Genomic DNA, 16833 nt, shown 5'->3' on the forward strand with positions numbered 1-16833 from the left:
AAAGTAATTTAGCCAAAGATCCTTTATTTATAAGGTTTATAAGCTTTACTTTACATTATTCTCAACTTTACATTATTGCCGTTATGTAAAGCTTTACATAATGGGAAAACATATCTTGTTAAGGATATATTTGCCGAAGAATATTATTCAAATTCTTATATATATATTGATTTTAAAATTGAAGATGAAATACGCGATTTTTGTGATCATACAGCTAATGCAGAAAAAATAATTGAATATATTTCCTTATATAAAGGTAAAGATATTACTAAGAATACACTTTTAATATTTGATGAAATACAAGAATGTCCGAATATTATTTCTTCTTTAAAATATTTTTGCCAGGATTTTAGAGAAATTCCAATCATTGCGACAGGTTCAATGGTACGAATTCGTCTTCAAAGAGAATTAACAAGAAATGGATCCACACAGAAGTTTATGTTTCCTGTTGGTAAGATTGAACAACTCACTATATATCCTTTAAGTTTTGATGAATTCTTATTGAATAGCAATGAAAAATTGTTTAATGTGACAAAAAAGGCATATGAGAGTAGAACTCCATTAAATAGTAGTATACATGAATTAGTATTAAATGAGTTTTATAAATATTTGTTGATTGGAGGTATGCCTGAAGCAGTGAATACATACTTTGAATCCAATAGTTTTCTAGAATCAAGAAGAGTATTAAAGGATTTGTACGATAACTATTTATCGGATATGGAATTGTATCAGGCAAGTCGAGAATCTTGTTTACGTTCAAAGAATTTATTTTCAAATATATATGGACAGCTAAATAAAGAATCTAAGAATTTTTCACCCGGATTTATCGAAGAAAAGACGAAAACGAGAGATTATTTCCATCCAATTCAATGGTTGACTTTAGCTCATATTGTGAATCAATCTTTCCAATTAAAACAACATGTCACAATGCCTCTGATTCCAGATGGTGAAGGTAAATTCAGATTGTTTTTGGGAGATATTGGTATGTTCTCATATCAAAGTGGAATTAATGCATCTTCTTTTGTTGCTCCAAATAAAGAGAATACTTTATCTGGTATATTTTACGAAAACTATGTTGCGAATGAATTAGTCGCAAAAGGAATCGGACTATATTATTGGCGTGGAAAAAATGATGCAGAATTAGAATTCATTATTGAATCCGATAACAAACTGTATCCTTTAGATGTGAAAAAGGGTAAGGGTGTTTTAAATTCTTTAGATAAATTTTCAAATCAAAATTCATTTGAAATGGCGATTAAAGTATCAAAGAATAATTATGGGTATGATCATGAAAAGAAATTGGTTACGATTCCATTTTACTTTATGCCTTTCTTAGCAGAAGATTTGAAAAACGGATCATTTAAAATAGACTAGTCAAATTTGATTGGTCTTTTCTTGGATTCGTGTGAAAAAATGGTTTGTTTATCTTTTCAAATCGGGACATTTTAAACTGGCTTTATTATTTTACAAAAAAAAGGAAGCAGTGTCGCTAACAAGACTGCCTCCTCAAAACGTATGTTTTTCCTAGCAAATGTAGTTTAACACAAATTGATCATTGATTCAATTGAGTGAGTTTTTTAAAATATTTTACCTTCAAGCATTTGTTCAATCAAAGTAAAAACAGTCTGTTCCATTCTTCCATCATACAACATTCTATGTTTGGCATCCTCAATATAAATCAGGCGTTTCTTTTGTGCTGGAATCTTTTTATAGGCATGTGTTGAGCTTGATGGAGCAATCACTTCATCACTTGTTCCGTGCAACATAAGGATTGGACATTCAATTTGAGAAATGGATTCTTTATATTGAGAAACAATCTTCGTGAAGGTTTGGTATTGCTTTGAGCTTGGACCTTTCTTTTCTTTGTCGGATTTTTTAAATAATCCTGTTACTTTTTTGATGTCTAGATATTCAAAGGCAGGAGCACATAGAATTAATGATTGTACTTTATAAATGCTTGCCAAATAACTGGCAATTACGCCTCCCATGGAAAAACCAATTAGAATCACGTTGGGATTTTCTTTGATGGCAAGACTTAATTTAGCTTCACATCTTTGAACCCAATCTTTGTAGTTGGCGTCATTTGGATTGTTTAAATCATACATATCAAATTGGATTACTTCATATTTTCTAGCCTTTAAATAGCGAGCCAATGGATCGAATTCATGACTTAGATTTCTTCCAAATCCATGGATTGTTACTATTATGGGTTTCTTTCTTCGATTAAATAAAGACATTCGCATCACCTCGTTGTATAATTATTATAGCATCTATTGAAAGGAAGGTCACATGTATCATGAAGGCAACTTTACTGATTAAAAATATTGAAAACTTATATACATGTGATAAGGATTTTACAATCTTGCATCATGCCTTTATTGCGTGTCACCATAATAAGATTATTGAAATCAATACAGGTTCATATAAGGAATGGTTAGATCCGGCAACTCGTGTCATTGATGCACAGGGAGAGTGTGTTGTACCGGCTTTTATTGATTGTCAATATAAAAGTTTTATGCATGTTCGTTTGGGGGATCAATTAAGACAGGATATCAATGCGTTATATGCGATGCGTCAAAATGGAATCTTAACTTTGATTTGTGACAATCCAAATTCGCAAAGAATGAAATTAGAGCAGGATGTTTTTTATAAAAAGAATCAGCCTAAGCTTCCAGTTTTACATCGCTTAAGTGAATTAAAAAATGAAATTCCAGAAACTTTTTTAATGAGTTGTGGATTTGGACTTCCAAACTCCTATGTATATAGTATGGCACCCATGAGTTATGTGTTGTTTCAAACACATCGAGTATGTTCTAGAAAATTACTAGAAAGTATGACATCTTTACCAGCTAAAGAATTTAATTTAGCGGATCGTGGTTCGATTGAAATTGGGAAAACGGCAGATCTTTTAGTTTTACAAGTTACAACGATTGAACATTATTTCCAGACTTTGGGAAGGCCTTTGATTCATCGTATGATTAAAAATGGGATTCAATTTTATCCAGAGTGGATGGTTTGTTAGGAAGAGTTTTCTTCCTTTTTTCTTTTTCTAAACAAAAAAAGATGGACTAGTCGTTAGTCCATCTTCCAAAGATTCCACATGGTAATACACTGTTGTTTGTCGTAACAGGAAGTAGGTTTTCACCACATTCAATGTGCCCGCCTTTTTCTTTTTGAATTGATCTAGATAAGGCTTCATTTAGTGTTGAACAACTAAATCCAGTTGTATAACAGTTCACAATAAAGAATAGCGCATCGTCACTTAAGATTTTCATACATTCTTGAATTAATGGGAATAATTCTTCTTCAAGTTTCCAAAGTTCGCCATTTGGACCTCTACCATAACTAGGTGGATCCATGACGATACCGTCGTATTTTCTTCCTCTTCTTTGTTCTCTTTTTACAAATTTAATACAGTCATCTACAATGAAACGAATTGTATGATCTTGTAAATTAGAAAGCTGCATGTTTTCTTTTGCCCATTGAATCATACCTTTTGAGGCATCTACATGCACAACTTCTTTAGCCCCAGCTTTTGAGCAAGCCATGGTAGCACCGCCTGTATAGGCAAATAGGTTTAAGATTCTTAGATCATCGCGTTTTGATTCTTTGATCTTATTGGCCATAAAATCCCAGTTGCTAGCTTGTTCAGGGAATAGTCCTGTATGTTTAAATCCAGTTGGACTGATTTTAAAGCGCAATCCCTTATATCCAATTGTCCAGAATTCTTTAACAGGCTTTTTCATTTCCCAATGACCACCACCCGATTTAGAACGGTGATATACAGCATCCGCCTTATTCCATGCACGCTCATCTTCAATTGGCCAGATTGCCACAGGATCCGGTCTTCTTAGAATCGTTTGATTCCATCTTTCTAGTTTTTCTTTATTTCCAGTATCAATAACTTCATAGTCTTGCCATTCTTTAGCAATTTGATTCATACTTAGTTCTCCTTTAACTGTATAATTATAACATACATTTGCCAACTATGATATAATAGAGTGTGACTCTAGAAGGAGGTTTTAACATGTTTGTTCAAATGATTTGTAAAGATCGAAATGAAAAAGAAATGAATGAATTGTATGAAGTTTTAGGCCTTATCGCAAGACGTGAAGAAGTGCAAATTGAAGATCGTTATGATCATGTTGATATCTTAGTTTGTCCACAAGGAAAGATTGTTGTGACAGAAGAAGATGGCGACATGGTTTTACGTGCCAATACACGTCATGCAGGTCCTGGATTTCATGCGTTTGTGGTAGATATATTTAAAGATATTCAGGAAGAAGTTCCTGGTGAATATGAATTGATGGATGATATGGAATTCGATAAGGATGAAGATTTTGATCGATTGAGTTCTATGTATGAGGATGAAATGGATTATATTCGTGGAGTTCTTTTGGAAAATGAAGTGATGCGCCAACAAAATTATATGTATGATGAAACATATTTCTTGCCTCTACAAAAAGAAAATCGCATTCTTACAAGTCAGGGCGATTTGGATTTAAAAGAATTCAAACATATGAATACTCGTGACTTAATGGATGCCTTCTATGTATGGAATGATTGGGAAAGAGATGCCAAATTCTATAAGAATTGTGCATTAACTTTACTTGCCAAAGAGGGTGTTGGAAAGTATACATTAATGAATGAAACAACAATTAAGCATGCCAATGATATTTGCGAATATATCGAAGCAGCTTATGAAAAAGATCATAATGTAGATCTTCCTTTGGATGCATATGCGGATCTATGTGAAAAGCTGGGTAGAGAAAATAAATTGTCTGATGCCAAAAATATGGAGCAGGAGGCCATTCAATATCGTATTCGTGAAGTGTATCACTTATTTGAAGATGCAAGAGTGGTTGCCAGTGGTGCCGCTGAAAGAAGTTATGATCCAGTCAATCAAGCCTTGTGTTTAATGTCACCATATACAGATGAAGCACAATGGGACTGGTTGATTCAGGCTAGTAAACAACCGGGTATTGTCACAAACTTAGATAACATTATGGAACAAGATCCAATCCAATATGATAAGAAAACGATTTGGATGGATTCATGGCAAGAAGATGGTATCTATGTATTGGAGGCTGTGCTTCGTTATAAAGAAAAATTCTTATATTTCCACGATGTATGTGCTAAAGAAAAAGACTTGGCTTTCTTAGAACAATGCATTAAGGAATCTGGTTTCACAAAGACACAGGAAGACTAGATAAAGTGTTAGAAAAGACAGCGAAAGTAAATGGCTATGCATCTGTTGATGGATTATAGATTTATTCCTACTGTTTTAACACCAAAACAGAAAAAGATAGAAATCGTCAAAGCAATCATGAAGAGTTTTACCAATAAATATAGTAAATACGAAGATATTCGTTTTCTGAGGTTTTGAGTGCTCATATTTCTGAGCACTTTTTTTGTGTTTTATGGTAAAATTGATACGGTGATTAAAAATTATGAGTAACTCAATATTAGATACATTAAATGAAAATCAAAGAACTGCCGCAACGACAATCAATGAACACGTTCGTATTATTGCGGGTGCAGGTAGTGGTAAAACGCGTGTCTTAATGGCACGTATTGTTTATTTAGTCCAAGATTGTGGTATTTTACCAAACCGCATCTTGGCTATTACATTCACGAATAAAGCAGCGAATGAAATGAAAACACGACTTACTGCACAATTAGGCAGTATGGCAAGTGTAGTGCGCATTTCAACCATTCACTCTTTATGTGTAAGAATGCTTAGAGAAGATGCCGACTTGATTGGGTATCCAAAAACATTCGCAATTATGGATCCAGAAGATCAAAAGGCCATCTTAAAGCCAATCTATAAAGCATTAGAAGTGGATAAAACAACGATTTCTTATAATCGTGCATTAGGTGCTATTAGTGCTTATAAGACAAACTATATCGATCCACAAATGGCAGGTAATATGGCAATGGATGATGTCAGCATTACTTTAGCTAAAATCTATGCAGGCTATGAAAAGCGTCGTAACGAAATGAAGGCTATGGACTTCGATGATTTATTATTAGAAGGACATCGCTTATTAAATAGCGTATCTTCTGTTCGTGAGAAGTGGCAAAATCGTTTAGACTACATTCATGTTGACGAGTTCCAGGACGTGGACCCTATTCAGTATGGAATTATTAAACTACTAACTGGAAAGAATACACATTTATGTGTTGTAGGAGATCCAGACCAGACCATCTATACTTGGCGTGGAGCAAGTGTTGACATTATTTTGAAATTTAATAAAGATTTTGAACCATGTAAAACTGTAATTTTGAATGAAAACTATCGTTCAACACAACCTATTCTAGACGCAAGTAATGCCGTTATTAAATACAATAAGGAACGTATTGATAAAGATCTATACACAAAACTTCCTGGTGATGAAAAGATTACGATGTTTGAAGGAAAAGAAGATAGTGAAGAACCAATCTTTGTAGCTCGTCAAATCAATGAAAAACATAAAAAAGGTTTAGAGTATAAAGATATGGCGATTCTTTATCGTTCAAACTATTCTTCACGTGCTTTTGAACGTATCTTTAAATCGGTAGGCATTCCATATGTAATCTATGGCGGAATTCGTTTCTATGAAAGACAAGAGATCAAAGATGCCCTATGTTATTTAAGATTATGTACAAACCGCAACGAAGAAGATCCAGACCAAATGGCATTAGATTTAGCTGTGCTTCGCGTTATCAATGTGCCACGCCGTGGTATTGGTGCACGTACAATTGAAAATCTTCAAAAACAAGCTGCCGAAAGACACATGAATCTATATGATGTCATGAAAGATCCAATCGGATTAAGTACAGCCGTTACGAAGAAATGTGAAATGTTTGTAGACTTGATTGAAGATCTACGTGAAAATAGAGAACATTATGCCTTAGAAGATTTCTTAGACTATGTATTAGATACAACTGGCTATATTTCGATGTTGAAAGAAGATCGCGAAAGTGGTCAAGACCGTATCGATAACTTAAAAGAATTAAAAGAAGACATTGCCCAAAGTATGATTGAAGATCCAGAAATGACTTTGGAATCTTATTTGCAAGACATTGCCTTATTTACAGATAAAACACAGGAAACAAGCGAAAATACAGTCAGCTTAATGACGGTACATGCCGCAAAAGGACTAGAATTTGACACAGTATTCTTAGTTAACTTTAACGATGGTGTATTCCCAAGTTCTAGAGCCTGTGATGAAGGTGGCATGAAGGCATTAGAAGAAGAAAGACGACTTCTATATGTTGCGATGACACGTGCTAAAAAAACACTATATATTACATGGAATACAGGCTTTAGCTATATGCAGGATGCGTTTAAAACACCAAGTCGTTTTAGAGCTGAAATCCCAATGGAATATATTGAACAAGAAGAAAAAGAAGAAGCACCAAAACAACCAAAGACTGTTGTGTCTCAATCCTTAACAGGAAGACCATCTAAGCTTGGTGCGAATAAAAAGAAAATACGTTTACGTAAAGGGGATGCCGTTGAACATACGATCTATGGTCAAGGTGTTGTGCTTGAAATTCGTGGAGATGTCGCAACCATTGCCTTTGGTCATACGATTGGTGTGAAAAAGCTAAATGCATCACATCCTTCTTTAAAGAAAGCCTAGGTGAGTATGATGGATGAAAAGGCAAGAATTTTAGACTTACGTAAAGAATTAGAAAAGTATTCTATTGAATATTATGTATATGATAATCCGAGTGTGTCTGATCAAGAGTACGATCGTTTGATGCAGGAATTAATGGCATTAGAAGAAAAACATCCAGAAATGTTTGATGCGAATAGTCCGAGTCAAAGAATCATTGGATCTGTACTTGAGGGATTTGAAAAGGTTACGCACGATTCACAAATGTTGTCCTTAGGCAATGTGTTTAATAAAGAAGAAATTGAAGAGTTTGTTCAAAGAATATCCGAAAGTGTTTCAAACCCAGAATTTGTCGTAGAATGCAAATACGACGGACTTGCGATGGCATTACTATATGATGATGGTAACTTTACTCGAGCTGTGACCAGGGGTGATGGAATTGTTGGAGAAGATGTTTCAAACAATGTTAAAACGATTCTTTCTATTCCTATGCACATCCCTGAAACGCGACATGTTGAGGTTCGTGGTGAAGTATATATGCCTAAGGCAAGCTTTGAACAATTAAATAAAAGACAAGAAGAAAAAGGGCTAGCCCCTTTTGCGAACCCAAGAAATGCAGCTGCAGGAAGCATTCGACAATTGGATTCAAGTGTATGTGCAAGCCGTAAACTCGATGCTTATTGGTATTATTTCCAGAATGCGTCTGATTTTGCGGTACAAACACAAGAAGAAGCTTTGGAAGCCATGTCCAAGATGCATTTTAGAACAAATCCATTGCGTAAAGTTTGCACAACCGTAGATGAGATATGGCAATTTATCCAAGAAATTCAAGAACAACGTGAGGACCTACCTTATGAAATCGATGGTATGGTCATTAAATTAAATAATTTAGCTGATCAAAGAAGGCTTGGAAGCACCGTAAAGGTTCCTCGTTATGCGACAGCCTATAAATTTCCTGCACAAGAAGTCTTAACACGATTAAAAGATATTGTGATTACAGTAGGACGTACAGGAAAAATTACACCGAATGCGGTATTAGAACCCGTTCGTGTTGCCGGAACAACAGTAAGTGCAGCTCAGTTACATAATGAAGATATGATTGTGAATAAAGATCTTCGTATTGGTGATATTGTTGTGGTCAGAAAAGCAGGAGAAATCATTCCTGAAGTTGTGACAAGCGTACCTGAAAGAAGAGATGGAACACAAGTGCCATATCATTTCCCAACGACATGTCCAATTTGTGGTTCCCATTTAGTGCGACTACCCGATGAAGCAGCCCACTATTGTATCAACCAGGATTGTCCGGCTCGTGTTGTCGAAAGCATGATTCATTTTGCCTCAAGAGATGCGATGAATATCGATACTTTAGGTGATAAGAAAATTGAACAATTACACGAATGGGGTTATTTAAATTCGATTGAAGATATTTATTTCTTAGCTCGTTATTATGATGAATTGATTGAAAAACCAGGCTATCAAAAGAAATCTGTGGATAAGCTACTTGAATCCATTGAAAATAGTAAAAAGCAGCCATTGGGTGTCATCTTATATGGTCTTGGAATTCGTCAAGTTGGTAAAAAAGCAGCTATGATCTTAGCTGAACAATTTGGTGATATCGATACTTTAATGCATGCAAGTATGGATGATTTAGTTACGATTCATGATATTGGTTTGATTACAGCCCAAAGTGTTGTAGCTTTCTTTAAAGAAGAAAAGAATCTTCATTTAATTGAAGTCTTAAAACAGGCTGGATGTAATTTCACACAAGAAAAGAAACAAGTTGTACAAAGTCGTTTCACAAATAAAACATGCGTATTAACGGGTACTCTAGAACATTATACGCGTAATGAGGCGAAAGCTATTTTAGAATCTTTAGGCGCGAATGTGTCGGGTTCTGTATCTAAAAAAACAGATTATGTCATTTATGGTACGGCAGCTGGTTCAAAACTTACAAAAGCCCAGAGTCTAGGTGTTATGACAATGAGTGAAGAAGAGTTTGTGCAGGAGGTAGAAAATGCGAAAGAATAAATTAGTATTGGGTTTACTCGCTTTATGTTTATGCGCTTGTTCTACCGGAAATAAGAATCAGGCAAATGCCTTAGATGACGATTCATATCAAGCTATTTTGCCTTATGAATCCAGTGATACAAGAAGTAAACATGTAGGTTTGATCCAAGATACAGATTTACGTGTAGAAATGGAAAGTGGATTGATGGATCTATCAAAAAAGTATTTTTCACCTACTACAGTAGGCTATAAGACACATCAATTCTTAGATTATGATGAATTGGATGCGACAGACGGATCTAGAGGATTATTGGGAACGGTTCGTGATGGAAATCCAAATGGATTAAATCCAAGTGCCGATGAAGAATTTGATACGGGAAATGGAATTGTGACAAATGCGACAATTTTAGTTGATTTGTATGAATTGGATTGGTACACAAACGATAATCTAAAAGGAATTTCATTAGGCCTTGTCGTGAATGGAGAATTAAACGCATCGGATGGTTCAAGTGTAGAAATTACGGATGAGAAGATGAAAAACTATTTGGAGGTTACTTTTTCTAAATTAGCTTCCTATATGCATGAGCGTTTCAATGAAATCAATAAGAATATTCCAATCTTTATAGCAGCTTATCGCTTGGATGATTCAAATACAACCGGTAAAGGTGGCTATATCTATGAAGGATATTATAAGGGTGGACAAGGAAGCTTTACTTCTTTAAATCAAGAGTGGACATTGGTTCCAAGTTCACGCTTTACAGAATTGGATTCATCGGCCGCAACGGAATTTGCGTCTTTTAAAGAAGAGATTTCAAGAGTTCTTCCAGATAACACGTATATTACGGGTGAAGCTAAGTTTGAATCTAAAAAATTAAAGAAATTAAATTTGACAATTACAGCACACGGAAAGACAGCCGGAGAAATCTTGGCTGTGATTGAAGATGTAAAAGATCAGATGGATACATTTAGTTCAAAAAAATGCGACTATTTGATTACCATTCTAAATGATGATACAGTGTATGCATTAATAGAGAGAGCATCTGGTTCAAGTGAATGTAATGTGATCAGTAAGATATAGGAGGAAAGTATGGAAAAGTTCAGTACAGAATATTTTCACAAATTGGCAAACGACTTGAAGTTTGATTTGAGCGATGAAGAAATCGAAGAATTGAAAAAAGATTTCGTTGCCGTAGAAGAACAAGTATCCCTTTTTGAAAAAGTGGACACAGAAGGTGTAGAACCTATGGTTTATCCTTTTGAAGCACCTACAACATTCTTAAGAGAGGACGTTGTAAGTGATGTATTAACGCAAGAAGAAGCATTGAAGAATGTAAAAGATGCGCGTATGGGACATGTTCACGTTCCAAAGGTGGTGAAGTAAGATGGAAATTTCAAATTGTGCAAATAAAACAGCCGTTATTGAAAAAATCAATGCGGTTCAACCAAAATTAAATGCCGTAGTAACTATGATCGATGAGGATACAAATACAAATACTGGAAAACTTTCTGGTGTTAGTGTTGCCTTAAAAGATAACATCTCTACTTGTGGTATTCGTACAACCGCAAGCAGCCGTATTTTAGATAACTATGTTCCTGTTTATGATGCGACAATTGTAAAAAAATTAAGAGAAGCAGGAGCTGACTTTGTATGTAAGGCAAGCATGGATGAACTTGGTATGGGTGGAACCAACAAGAATGCTTACACAGGTGTTGTACACAACCCTTATGATCTAGACCGCATTCCAGGTGGATCAAGCGGTGGATGTGCTGCTTTAGTTGCCGCAGGATGTGTACCATTGGCCATTGGTACAGATACAGGTGATAGTGTTCGAAAACCAGCAGCATATTGTGGTGTTGTTGGGGTTAAACCAACATATGGACGTATTTCACGTTATGGTATTATTCCTTATGCGAGTTCATTAGATCACGTTGGATATTTCACAACGAATGTAAAAGATGCTGCATTAGCTTTAGAAGTACTTGCAGGTCGTGATGATCATGATATGACTTCAAGTTATGAAGCTGTTGGTGAATATTCTAAATTATTGAATAGTGATCTTACAAATAAAACGATTGGTGTATTTAAAACGGTAATCGATGAAGTTGAAAACGAAGAATTAAAGGCTCAATTCAACGCTTTAGTTTCTAAATTAGAAGAAAAAGGAGCTAAGATCGTTGAAGTGGAAATGCCAAAAGAATATATGGAATTGATTGCACCTGTCTATAAGACAATTGCGAATGCAGAAGCAACAGCCAATCATTCAAATCTAGATGGTATTCGTTTTGGTATGCGTGAAGATGGTCAAGATTTAGAAGAAGTCATGACAAATACACGTACAAAAGGTTTCTCAAGCTATGTTCGTGCTCGTTTCGTGATTGGTTCATATTCTTTGTTTGAAGAAAATCAAGATCGTTTATTTAGAAAAGCCCAAAAGATTCGTCGTTTGATCGTTCAAGCTTACGCGAAGATGTTTGAAGAATGTGATGCTGTATTAAGTGTTGCAGCACCAACAATTGCACCATTAATCAATGAAAGTTCAGATGTTCGTTTTGGCGTATCTAGTTTTGCCGAAGAACATATGCAGTTACAAAATTTCTCTGGTTATCCAAGTATTACACTTCCGCTAGGAAAAGTAGATTCTATGCCTGTGGCTGTGAATTTAACTTGTAAGCCTTTTGAAGAACAAAAAATGTTTGATGTATCTAGTGCGATTGAAGAATGCACTGGCTTAAAAGGACAATGTTTGGAGGGATAATAATGAATTATTTTGTAACGATTGGTATTGAAATTCACTGTGAATTAAAGACAAATACAAAAATGTTCTCTGGTGCACCTGTGCGCTTTGGAGAAGTCGCAAATACATGTACAAGTGTTGTGGATCTAGGTCATCCTGGATGCTTACCATGTGTAAATAAAGAGGCTGTAGCCTTGGCTATCAAGGCATGTACAGCTATGCATTGTGATCTTGAAACATTGGTTCGTTTTGATCGTAAAAACTATTACTATTCAGATTTACCAAAAGGATTCCAGATTACACAACAATTTCATCCTATTGGAACAAATGGATATGTAGAAATTGATGTGGATGGAGAAAAGAAACAAATTCGCATCGAGCGTATTCATATGGAAGAGGATACCGCAAAACAGTTCCATAAAGATACAGGTACATATATTGACTTCAACCGTGCTGGAACACCATTGATTGAAATTGTATCAAAACCAGATATGCATAGTGCTAAAGAAGCAGCTGCTTATGTGGAAACACTTCGTAAAAATCTTTTATATCTAAATGTCAGTGATGTTAAGATGGAAGAAGGAAGTATGCGTTGTGATGTCAATATTTCTTTGAGTAAAGATAAAGATACTTTAGGAACAAAGACAGAAATCAAAAACTTGAACTCCATTGCGAATGTTCAAAAAGCAGTTCAAGCAGAAATTGAACGTCAATCTGCATTATTAGATGCAGGTGAAAAAGTAGAACAGGCGACTCGTCGTTATGATGAAGCACAAAAGACTACAATTCTAATGCGTAAAAAAGAAGGAAATGTTGACTATAAATATTTCCCAGAACCAAATATTTTTCCTATCCAATTGGATCTTGACTGGGTTAAATCCATTCAGGATAATCTAGAAGAGCTTCCTGATGCTCGTTTAGCTCGTTTCATGAAAGATTATGAATTAAGTGAATATGATGCAGGTGTATTGGTTTCTGATCGAGAAATGGCAGATTTCTTTGAAGAAGTATTAAAATCGACAAAATTTGCGAAAAAAGCATGCAACTGGATTATTGGAGATGTTTCAGCTTATTTAAACAAAAACAACTTAAGCTTTGCGAAGGTGCCTTGTACAAGTGAAAACTTGGCTAGCTTGATCAATGTGATCGAGGCTGGAGAAATCAGTGGTAAACAAGGTAAAGTTGTATTTGAAGAGGTTATGCAAGGAAAAGATCCTAAGAAGGTCATCGAAGAAAAGGGTATGAAACAAGTAAGTGATGATGGTGCTATTTTAGCTATCGTTAACAGTGTTTTAGATGCCAACCCACAATCGATTGAAGACTTCAAGAATGGTAAGGATCGTGCCGTTGGATTCTTAGTAGGTCAGGTCATGAAGGCAAGTCGTGGTCAGGCAAATCCTAAGCGTACAAATGAGTTGATTCAAGAAGAATTAAAGAAAAGATAAAAGTCTGATTCATTCAGACTTTTAATGTTTTTGTGTACTGTGTTATAATAAGTACGTTATTAGGAGGTTTTTTAATGGCCAAGATGAAGCGTAGAAGACATACGTCCAATAAACCTACAGGCCAAGGACACAAGCTTGTATGGTTTACTGTTATTATAATTATGATTCCTGTTGTGATTGTAGGATATGTATTATTGACAAGTTTAGGTGGACAAAATCGACCTGTAGAAGGTAGTCGTTTTTCAAAAACGGATTTAGATCCTGCCATCACAAAAGACAATATCTCATCTCTTGAGAGTGCTTTAGGAAACATTGATAATGTAGAAAAGGTAAGTGTGAATTTATTAAGTGCAACACTACGTGTGCATATTGATCTAGTTGATAGTGCAACGGATGATGTGGCAAATGCAGCACTTGATAGTGCATATAATATTGTGAATGAACAATTGCCAATTGATACATATTTTACAAATAAAGATAGCTCAAAGATGTATGATCTAGAAATTGATTCTTATAATTATTTGATTGATGATACACATACGGCCGATGGCTGGACATATTTAAAATTGACAAAAACCGGAGCTGGTGATGGTCCTGTTACGGATAATATGACAAGTGCGAAAGATCCTGATCTTTCAAATCAATTAAAAGCGGCAAGTGAACAGATTCAACAAAATATCGCAAATGCGCAAAACGAAGATGATGGACAATAAGAGTCCATCTTTTTTCTTGAAAGGAGCCAAAAATGAAATTATATATTGATGAGAATAATAGAGTTGTCACTATGCATGAGGCAACGAGTGATATGAAGTGTTTTGAAGAGTTTGAAAATAAGAAGCCATATACTTTTGATGGAGTAAAAGAAGTTGAAAATAGTATTCATCCTGTTCATGTCTTATTAAATACGAGTATGATCGATGTGAGTTATCAAATAGAATAGAAAAGATTTACAGTGAGAAATTAAGCTGAAAAAATCCGTAAAAACCCGTAAAAAGTTTAAAAAAGCCCATAAAATCGTGCAATTTCGAGTGAAATTACTGTAATACTATGAAAAACAGTAATTTTTATTTTGCAACAAAAAAATCATAAAAAAAGAGCATTTTTGAAGAATAGTCGAATTTTAAAAAAATAATGAAAAATGAACTTTTAAAAACCTTTTACTACCTTTTAAACAAAAATAAAAAAAGTCAATAATCGCCGATAAATAAAGGCTTTTATGACTTTTAAAAGGTAAGTTTTAAGGTTTTAAAAGAATTAAAAATCTGTATATATAAATTTAATTTTAAGAGGTAAAAAAAGAAATCTCACTGTAAGTTTTTAGGATTTTCACTGTAAATTCTCAAAAACCCCCATTTTATCGGCTTTTTTATAGTTTTCAACAACCTTTTAATAAAAATGGATTTACAGTGAGATTTTCAAAAAAAGACTAATTTTTTTACGTTTCTTAAAAGGTGATTTTAAGCTATTATTTTTTACTAATTTCATCAGCTTTTTGAATAGTATTATTCATGGCTTCACGAATAGCGTCTGCTTGACTAATTCCAAGAATTTTACATGCCTCTTTGAATTGATCTACGAAGTCTTTTTTAAAGCTCGCACGAACAGGTTTCATGTTCTCTTTTCTCCATTCTCGTTTATATTCATTTTCATTAAATTCAGTCATTTAAATCACCTCTTTTTCTGTAGTTGATATAGCATGCAATCATTGCTATACAGCTGATCCATTTCGTAATATCAAAAATAGTAGGATTGGCAAACTCTCCTTCGAAGCCTTCAATAATAACAACTAAGGATAATGCGCATACAATAATATCTAAGATTTTCATTGATGATGATAGACGAACATGTTATATTATAATTGAAATAGGGAGATGAGGTTTCCCTCATCTTTTAACCCTTTTTCGAGATTTGGATTTGGACTTCTTGGATTTTTTTCTAGCAGTAATAATGGTAGTAATGATTAAGCAGATCGAACTAACAATTGCTAGGAAAGCTTCTGAGAGGTCTTTTATAATCTCGCTAATATGTTCATCCATCTTAACACCTCCTTCCCTCTTTACATTATTATTATAACATAGTATACCTACTATGTCAATGAAAACATAAAAAAGATGCAGATTTTATAATGGAATTTGCATCTTTTTTTTATAAAAATATCGTATTTTGATATATCCTATCGCACTTGGATATAAGGGAAGATAAAGTCTAATATATGTAGTATTTTAGTCGTGGGTTTTATTAACTTTTAATGTATCGTTAATTGTTTTTAAATTAAGCATTGCCATGTAAAGAACTTTCTTTTTCTCTTCTTTTTTATTAGACATTAAGATACTTTGCAATTCAGAAATTATTGTAAAAATTGCATGTTGGTTATCTTCGTCTTCTTGTTCAAATATATTTAATACTCTTTTAAGCATTTGAGGGAATTCGTTATTTATAGAATTTAGAACATCTAAATCATCCCATATCATAGGCTCTCTTATATCTGTTTCTCCACGCAAAAAAGATCCACTCACATTAAAAAATTTTTCTAGTGCAACCATATTCTGTGAGCTAGGTTCTCTTACGCCACGTTCCCAATTCATAATTGTTCTAAATGGAATATTTAATTGTTCACCCATTTGTTTTTGCGTTAAACCTTTTTCTTTTCTTAAAAGTCTTATGTTGTCAGCGAGCTTCACGCTTATCACCTCTTTTATAGTATAGCAATTATGTAACCACTTGGATAGAAAAAACACATCTAATAAATAAAAAAACGTCTTGACCTAACCATGTGGGTATCTTATAATATAACTAATGTAGCCATATGGATACATTTGGAGGTGATTATATGTATTTAATACCAAATATTGACGAAATCAAAAAGAAGAGAAAAGCTAAAGGTTTGTCTAAATGCAAATTATCTATTGAGGCAGGCTTAGGTAATCAAGCTCTAAGCAGAATTGAAAGGCAAGAAACAAAAAAGATACATCCGTTAAGAGCTAAAGAAATTGCAAGAGTATTGGAATGTAATGTAAATGATATTTTTAAGGAGGAATAATA

At 34.2% G+C, this 16833-nt stretch carries 16 protein-coding genes; 12 read left to right on the forward strand and 4 right to left on the reverse strand.

Annotated features, from left to right (window positions below):
- Positions 1–75 precede the first annotated feature (75 nt).
- The gene (locus Q0F04_RS01300; RefSeq protein WP_295749239.1) at positions 76–1374 is read left to right on the forward strand and encodes an AAA family ATPase; all 1299 of its coding nucleotides are present in this window, start codon (positions 76–78) and stop codon (positions 1372–1374) included.
- Between the two features lie 203 nt (positions 1375–1577).
- Here the strand turns inward: Q0F04_RS01300 and Q0F04_RS01305 are convergent, their stop codons facing one another.
- A complete protein-coding gene (locus tag Q0F04_RS01305) occupies positions 1578–2237 on the reverse strand; it encodes an alpha/beta fold hydrolase (RefSeq protein WP_295749241.1) in 660 nt (219 codons plus the stop codon).
- A 59-nt stretch (positions 2238–2296) separates the two neighbouring features.
- Here Q0F04_RS01305 and Q0F04_RS01310 point away from each other — a divergent pair, with 59 nt between their 5' ends.
- Positions 2297–3022 (forward strand): hypothetical protein, encoded by a 726-nt coding sequence (locus Q0F04_RS01310; protein ID WP_295749244.1) that lies wholly within the window; start codon positions 2297–2299, stop codon positions 3020–3022.
- 46 nt (positions 3023–3068) lie between these two features.
- Here the strand turns inward: Q0F04_RS01310 and Q0F04_RS01315 are convergent, their stop codons facing one another.
- Positions 3069–3941 carry a class I SAM-dependent methyltransferase gene (locus Q0F04_RS01315; protein WP_117570886.1) on the reverse strand — a complete coding sequence of 291 codons (873 nt, stop codon included), beginning with the start codon at positions 3939–3941 and terminating at the stop codon, positions 3069–3071.
- Between the two features lie 86 nt (positions 3942–4027).
- Between Q0F04_RS01315 and Q0F04_RS01320 the strand changes: the two genes are divergently transcribed.
- The 9 genes from Q0F04_RS01320 to Q0F04_RS01360 all read left to right on the forward strand — a co-directional run bounded on the left by Q0F04_RS01320 (position 4028) and on the right by Q0F04_RS01360 (position 14731).
- Entirely contained in the window at positions 4028–5209 is a 1182-nt protein-coding gene (locus tag Q0F04_RS01320) for a hypothetical protein (protein ID WP_295749246.1), read from the forward strand.
- Positions 5210–5450: 241 nt separating this feature from the next.
- Positions 5451–7628, forward strand: a complete 2178-nt coding sequence (locus Q0F04_RS01325) for a UvrD-helicase domain-containing protein (RefSeq protein WP_295749249.1) — start codon at positions 5451–5453, stop codon at positions 7626–7628.
- Positions 7629–7637: 9 nt separating this feature from the next.
- Complete coding sequence (gene ligA, locus Q0F04_RS01330) at positions 7638–9632, forward strand: NAD-dependent DNA ligase LigA (protein WP_295749433.1); 1995 nt, start codon at positions 7638–7640, stop codon at positions 9630–9632.
- Complete coding sequence (locus Q0F04_RS01335) at positions 9619–10689, forward strand: CamS family sex pheromone protein (RefSeq protein ID WP_117570890.1); 1071 nt, start codon at positions 9619–9621, stop codon at positions 10687–10689. Before ligA ends, Q0F04_RS01335 begins: the two co-directional genes overlap by 14 nt.
- A 9-nt stretch (positions 10690–10698) precedes the next feature.
- The gene (gene gatC / locus Q0F04_RS01340) at positions 10699–10992 is read left to right on the forward strand and encodes an Asp-tRNA(Asn)/Glu-tRNA(Gln) amidotransferase subunit GatC (RefSeq protein ID WP_117923679.1); all 294 of its coding nucleotides are present in this window, start codon (positions 10699–10701) and stop codon (positions 10990–10992) included.
- 1 nt (position 10993) lies between these two features.
- Complete coding sequence (locus tag Q0F04_RS01345; protein ID WP_295749252.1) at positions 10994–12367, forward strand: amidase family protein; 1374 nt, start codon at positions 10994–10996, stop codon at positions 12365–12367.
- Between the two features lie 2 nt (positions 12368–12369).
- A complete protein-coding gene (gene gatB / locus Q0F04_RS01350; protein ID WP_117570893.1) occupies positions 12370–13791 on the forward strand; it encodes an Asp-tRNA(Asn)/Glu-tRNA(Gln) amidotransferase subunit GatB in 1422 nt (473 codons plus the stop codon).
- A gap of 74 nt (positions 13792–13865) precedes the next feature.
- On the forward strand, positions 13866–14504 hold the full coding sequence (locus Q0F04_RS01355; RefSeq protein WP_295749255.1) for a hypothetical protein: 639 nt from the start codon (positions 13866–13868) through the stop codon (positions 14502–14504).
- Between the two features lie 32 nt (positions 14505–14536).
- The gene (locus Q0F04_RS01360; RefSeq protein WP_295749258.1) at positions 14537–14731 is read left to right on the forward strand and encodes a hypothetical protein; all 195 of its coding nucleotides are present in this window, start codon (positions 14537–14539) and stop codon (positions 14729–14731) included.
- A 525-nt stretch (positions 14732–15256) separates the two neighbouring features.
- Here the strand turns inward: Q0F04_RS01360 and Q0F04_RS01365 are convergent.
- Positions 15257–15454: a hypothetical protein gene (locus Q0F04_RS01365; protein ID WP_295749261.1), complete on the reverse strand. Its 198-nt coding sequence runs from the start codon at positions 15452–15454 to the stop codon at positions 15257–15259.
- 559 nt (positions 15455–16013) lie between these two features.
- Positions 16014–16472 carry a helix-turn-helix transcriptional regulator gene (locus tag Q0F04_RS01370; RefSeq protein WP_295749263.1) on the reverse strand — a complete coding sequence of 153 codons (459 nt, stop codon included), beginning with the start codon at positions 16470–16472 and terminating at the stop codon, positions 16014–16016.
- Positions 16473–16621: 149 nt separating this feature from the next.
- Here Q0F04_RS01370 and Q0F04_RS01375 point away from each other — a divergent pair, with 149 nt between their 5' ends.
- Positions 16622–16831 carry a helix-turn-helix transcriptional regulator gene (locus Q0F04_RS01375; RefSeq protein WP_295749267.1) on the forward strand — a complete coding sequence of 70 codons (210 nt, stop codon included), beginning with the start codon at positions 16622–16624 and terminating at the stop codon, positions 16829–16831.
- Positions 16832–16833: the final 2 nt, after the last annotated feature.

Origin of the sequence: uncultured Holdemanella sp. (assembly GCF_934772795.1) — a bacterium.
In the GTDB taxonomy this organism is placed as follows: Bacteria; Bacillota_I; Bacilli_A; order Erysipelotrichales; family Erysipelotrichaceae; genus Holdemanella.

Coding starts and splice junctions, on each gene's coding strand:
- Q0F04_RS01305 (WP_295749241.1), bottom strand. CDS start 2,237: ATGTCTTTATTTAATCGAAGAAAGAAACCCATAATAGTAACAATCCAT.
- Q0F04_RS01310 (WP_295749244.1), top strand. CDS start 2,297: ATGAAGGCAACTTTACTGATTAAAAATATTGAAAACTTATATACATGT.
- Q0F04_RS01315 (WP_117570886.1), bottom strand. CDS start 3,941: ATGAATCAAATTGCTAAAGAATGGCAAGACTATGAAGTTATTGATACT.
- Q0F04_RS01320 (WP_295749246.1), top strand. CDS start 4,028: ATGTTTGTTCAAATGATTTGTAAAGATCGAAATGAAAAAGAAATGAAT.
- Q0F04_RS01325 (WP_295749249.1), top strand. CDS start 5,451: ATGAGTAACTCAATATTAGATACATTAAATGAAAATCAAAGAACTGCC.
- ligA (WP_295749433.1), top strand. CDS start 7,638: ATGGATGAAAAGGCAAGAATTTTAGACTTACGTAAAGAATTAGAAAAG.
- Q0F04_RS01335 (WP_117570890.1), top strand. CDS start 9,619: ATGCGAAAGAATAAATTAGTATTGGGTTTACTCGCTTTATGTTTATGC.
- gatC (WP_117923679.1), top strand. CDS start 10,699: ATGGAAAAGTTCAGTACAGAATATTTTCACAAATTGGCAAACGACTTG.
- Q0F04_RS01345 (WP_295749252.1), top strand. CDS start 10,994: ATGGAAATTTCAAATTGTGCAAATAAAACAGCCGTTATTGAAAAAATC.
- gatB (WP_117570893.1), top strand. CDS start 12,370: ATGAATTATTTTGTAACGATTGGTATTGAAATTCACTGTGAATTAAAG.
- Q0F04_RS01355 (WP_295749255.1), top strand. CDS start 13,866: ATGGCCAAGATGAAGCGTAGAAGACATACGTCCAATAAACCTACAGGC.
- Q0F04_RS01360 (WP_295749258.1), top strand. CDS start 14,537: ATGAAATTATATATTGATGAGAATAATAGAGTTGTCACTATGCATGAG.
- Q0F04_RS01365 (WP_295749261.1), bottom strand. CDS start 15,454: ATGACTGAATTTAATGAAAATGAATATAAACGAGAATGGAGAAAAGAG.
- Q0F04_RS01375 (WP_295749267.1), top strand. CDS start 16,622: ATGTATTTAATACCAAATATTGACGAAATCAAAAAGAAGAGAAAAGCT.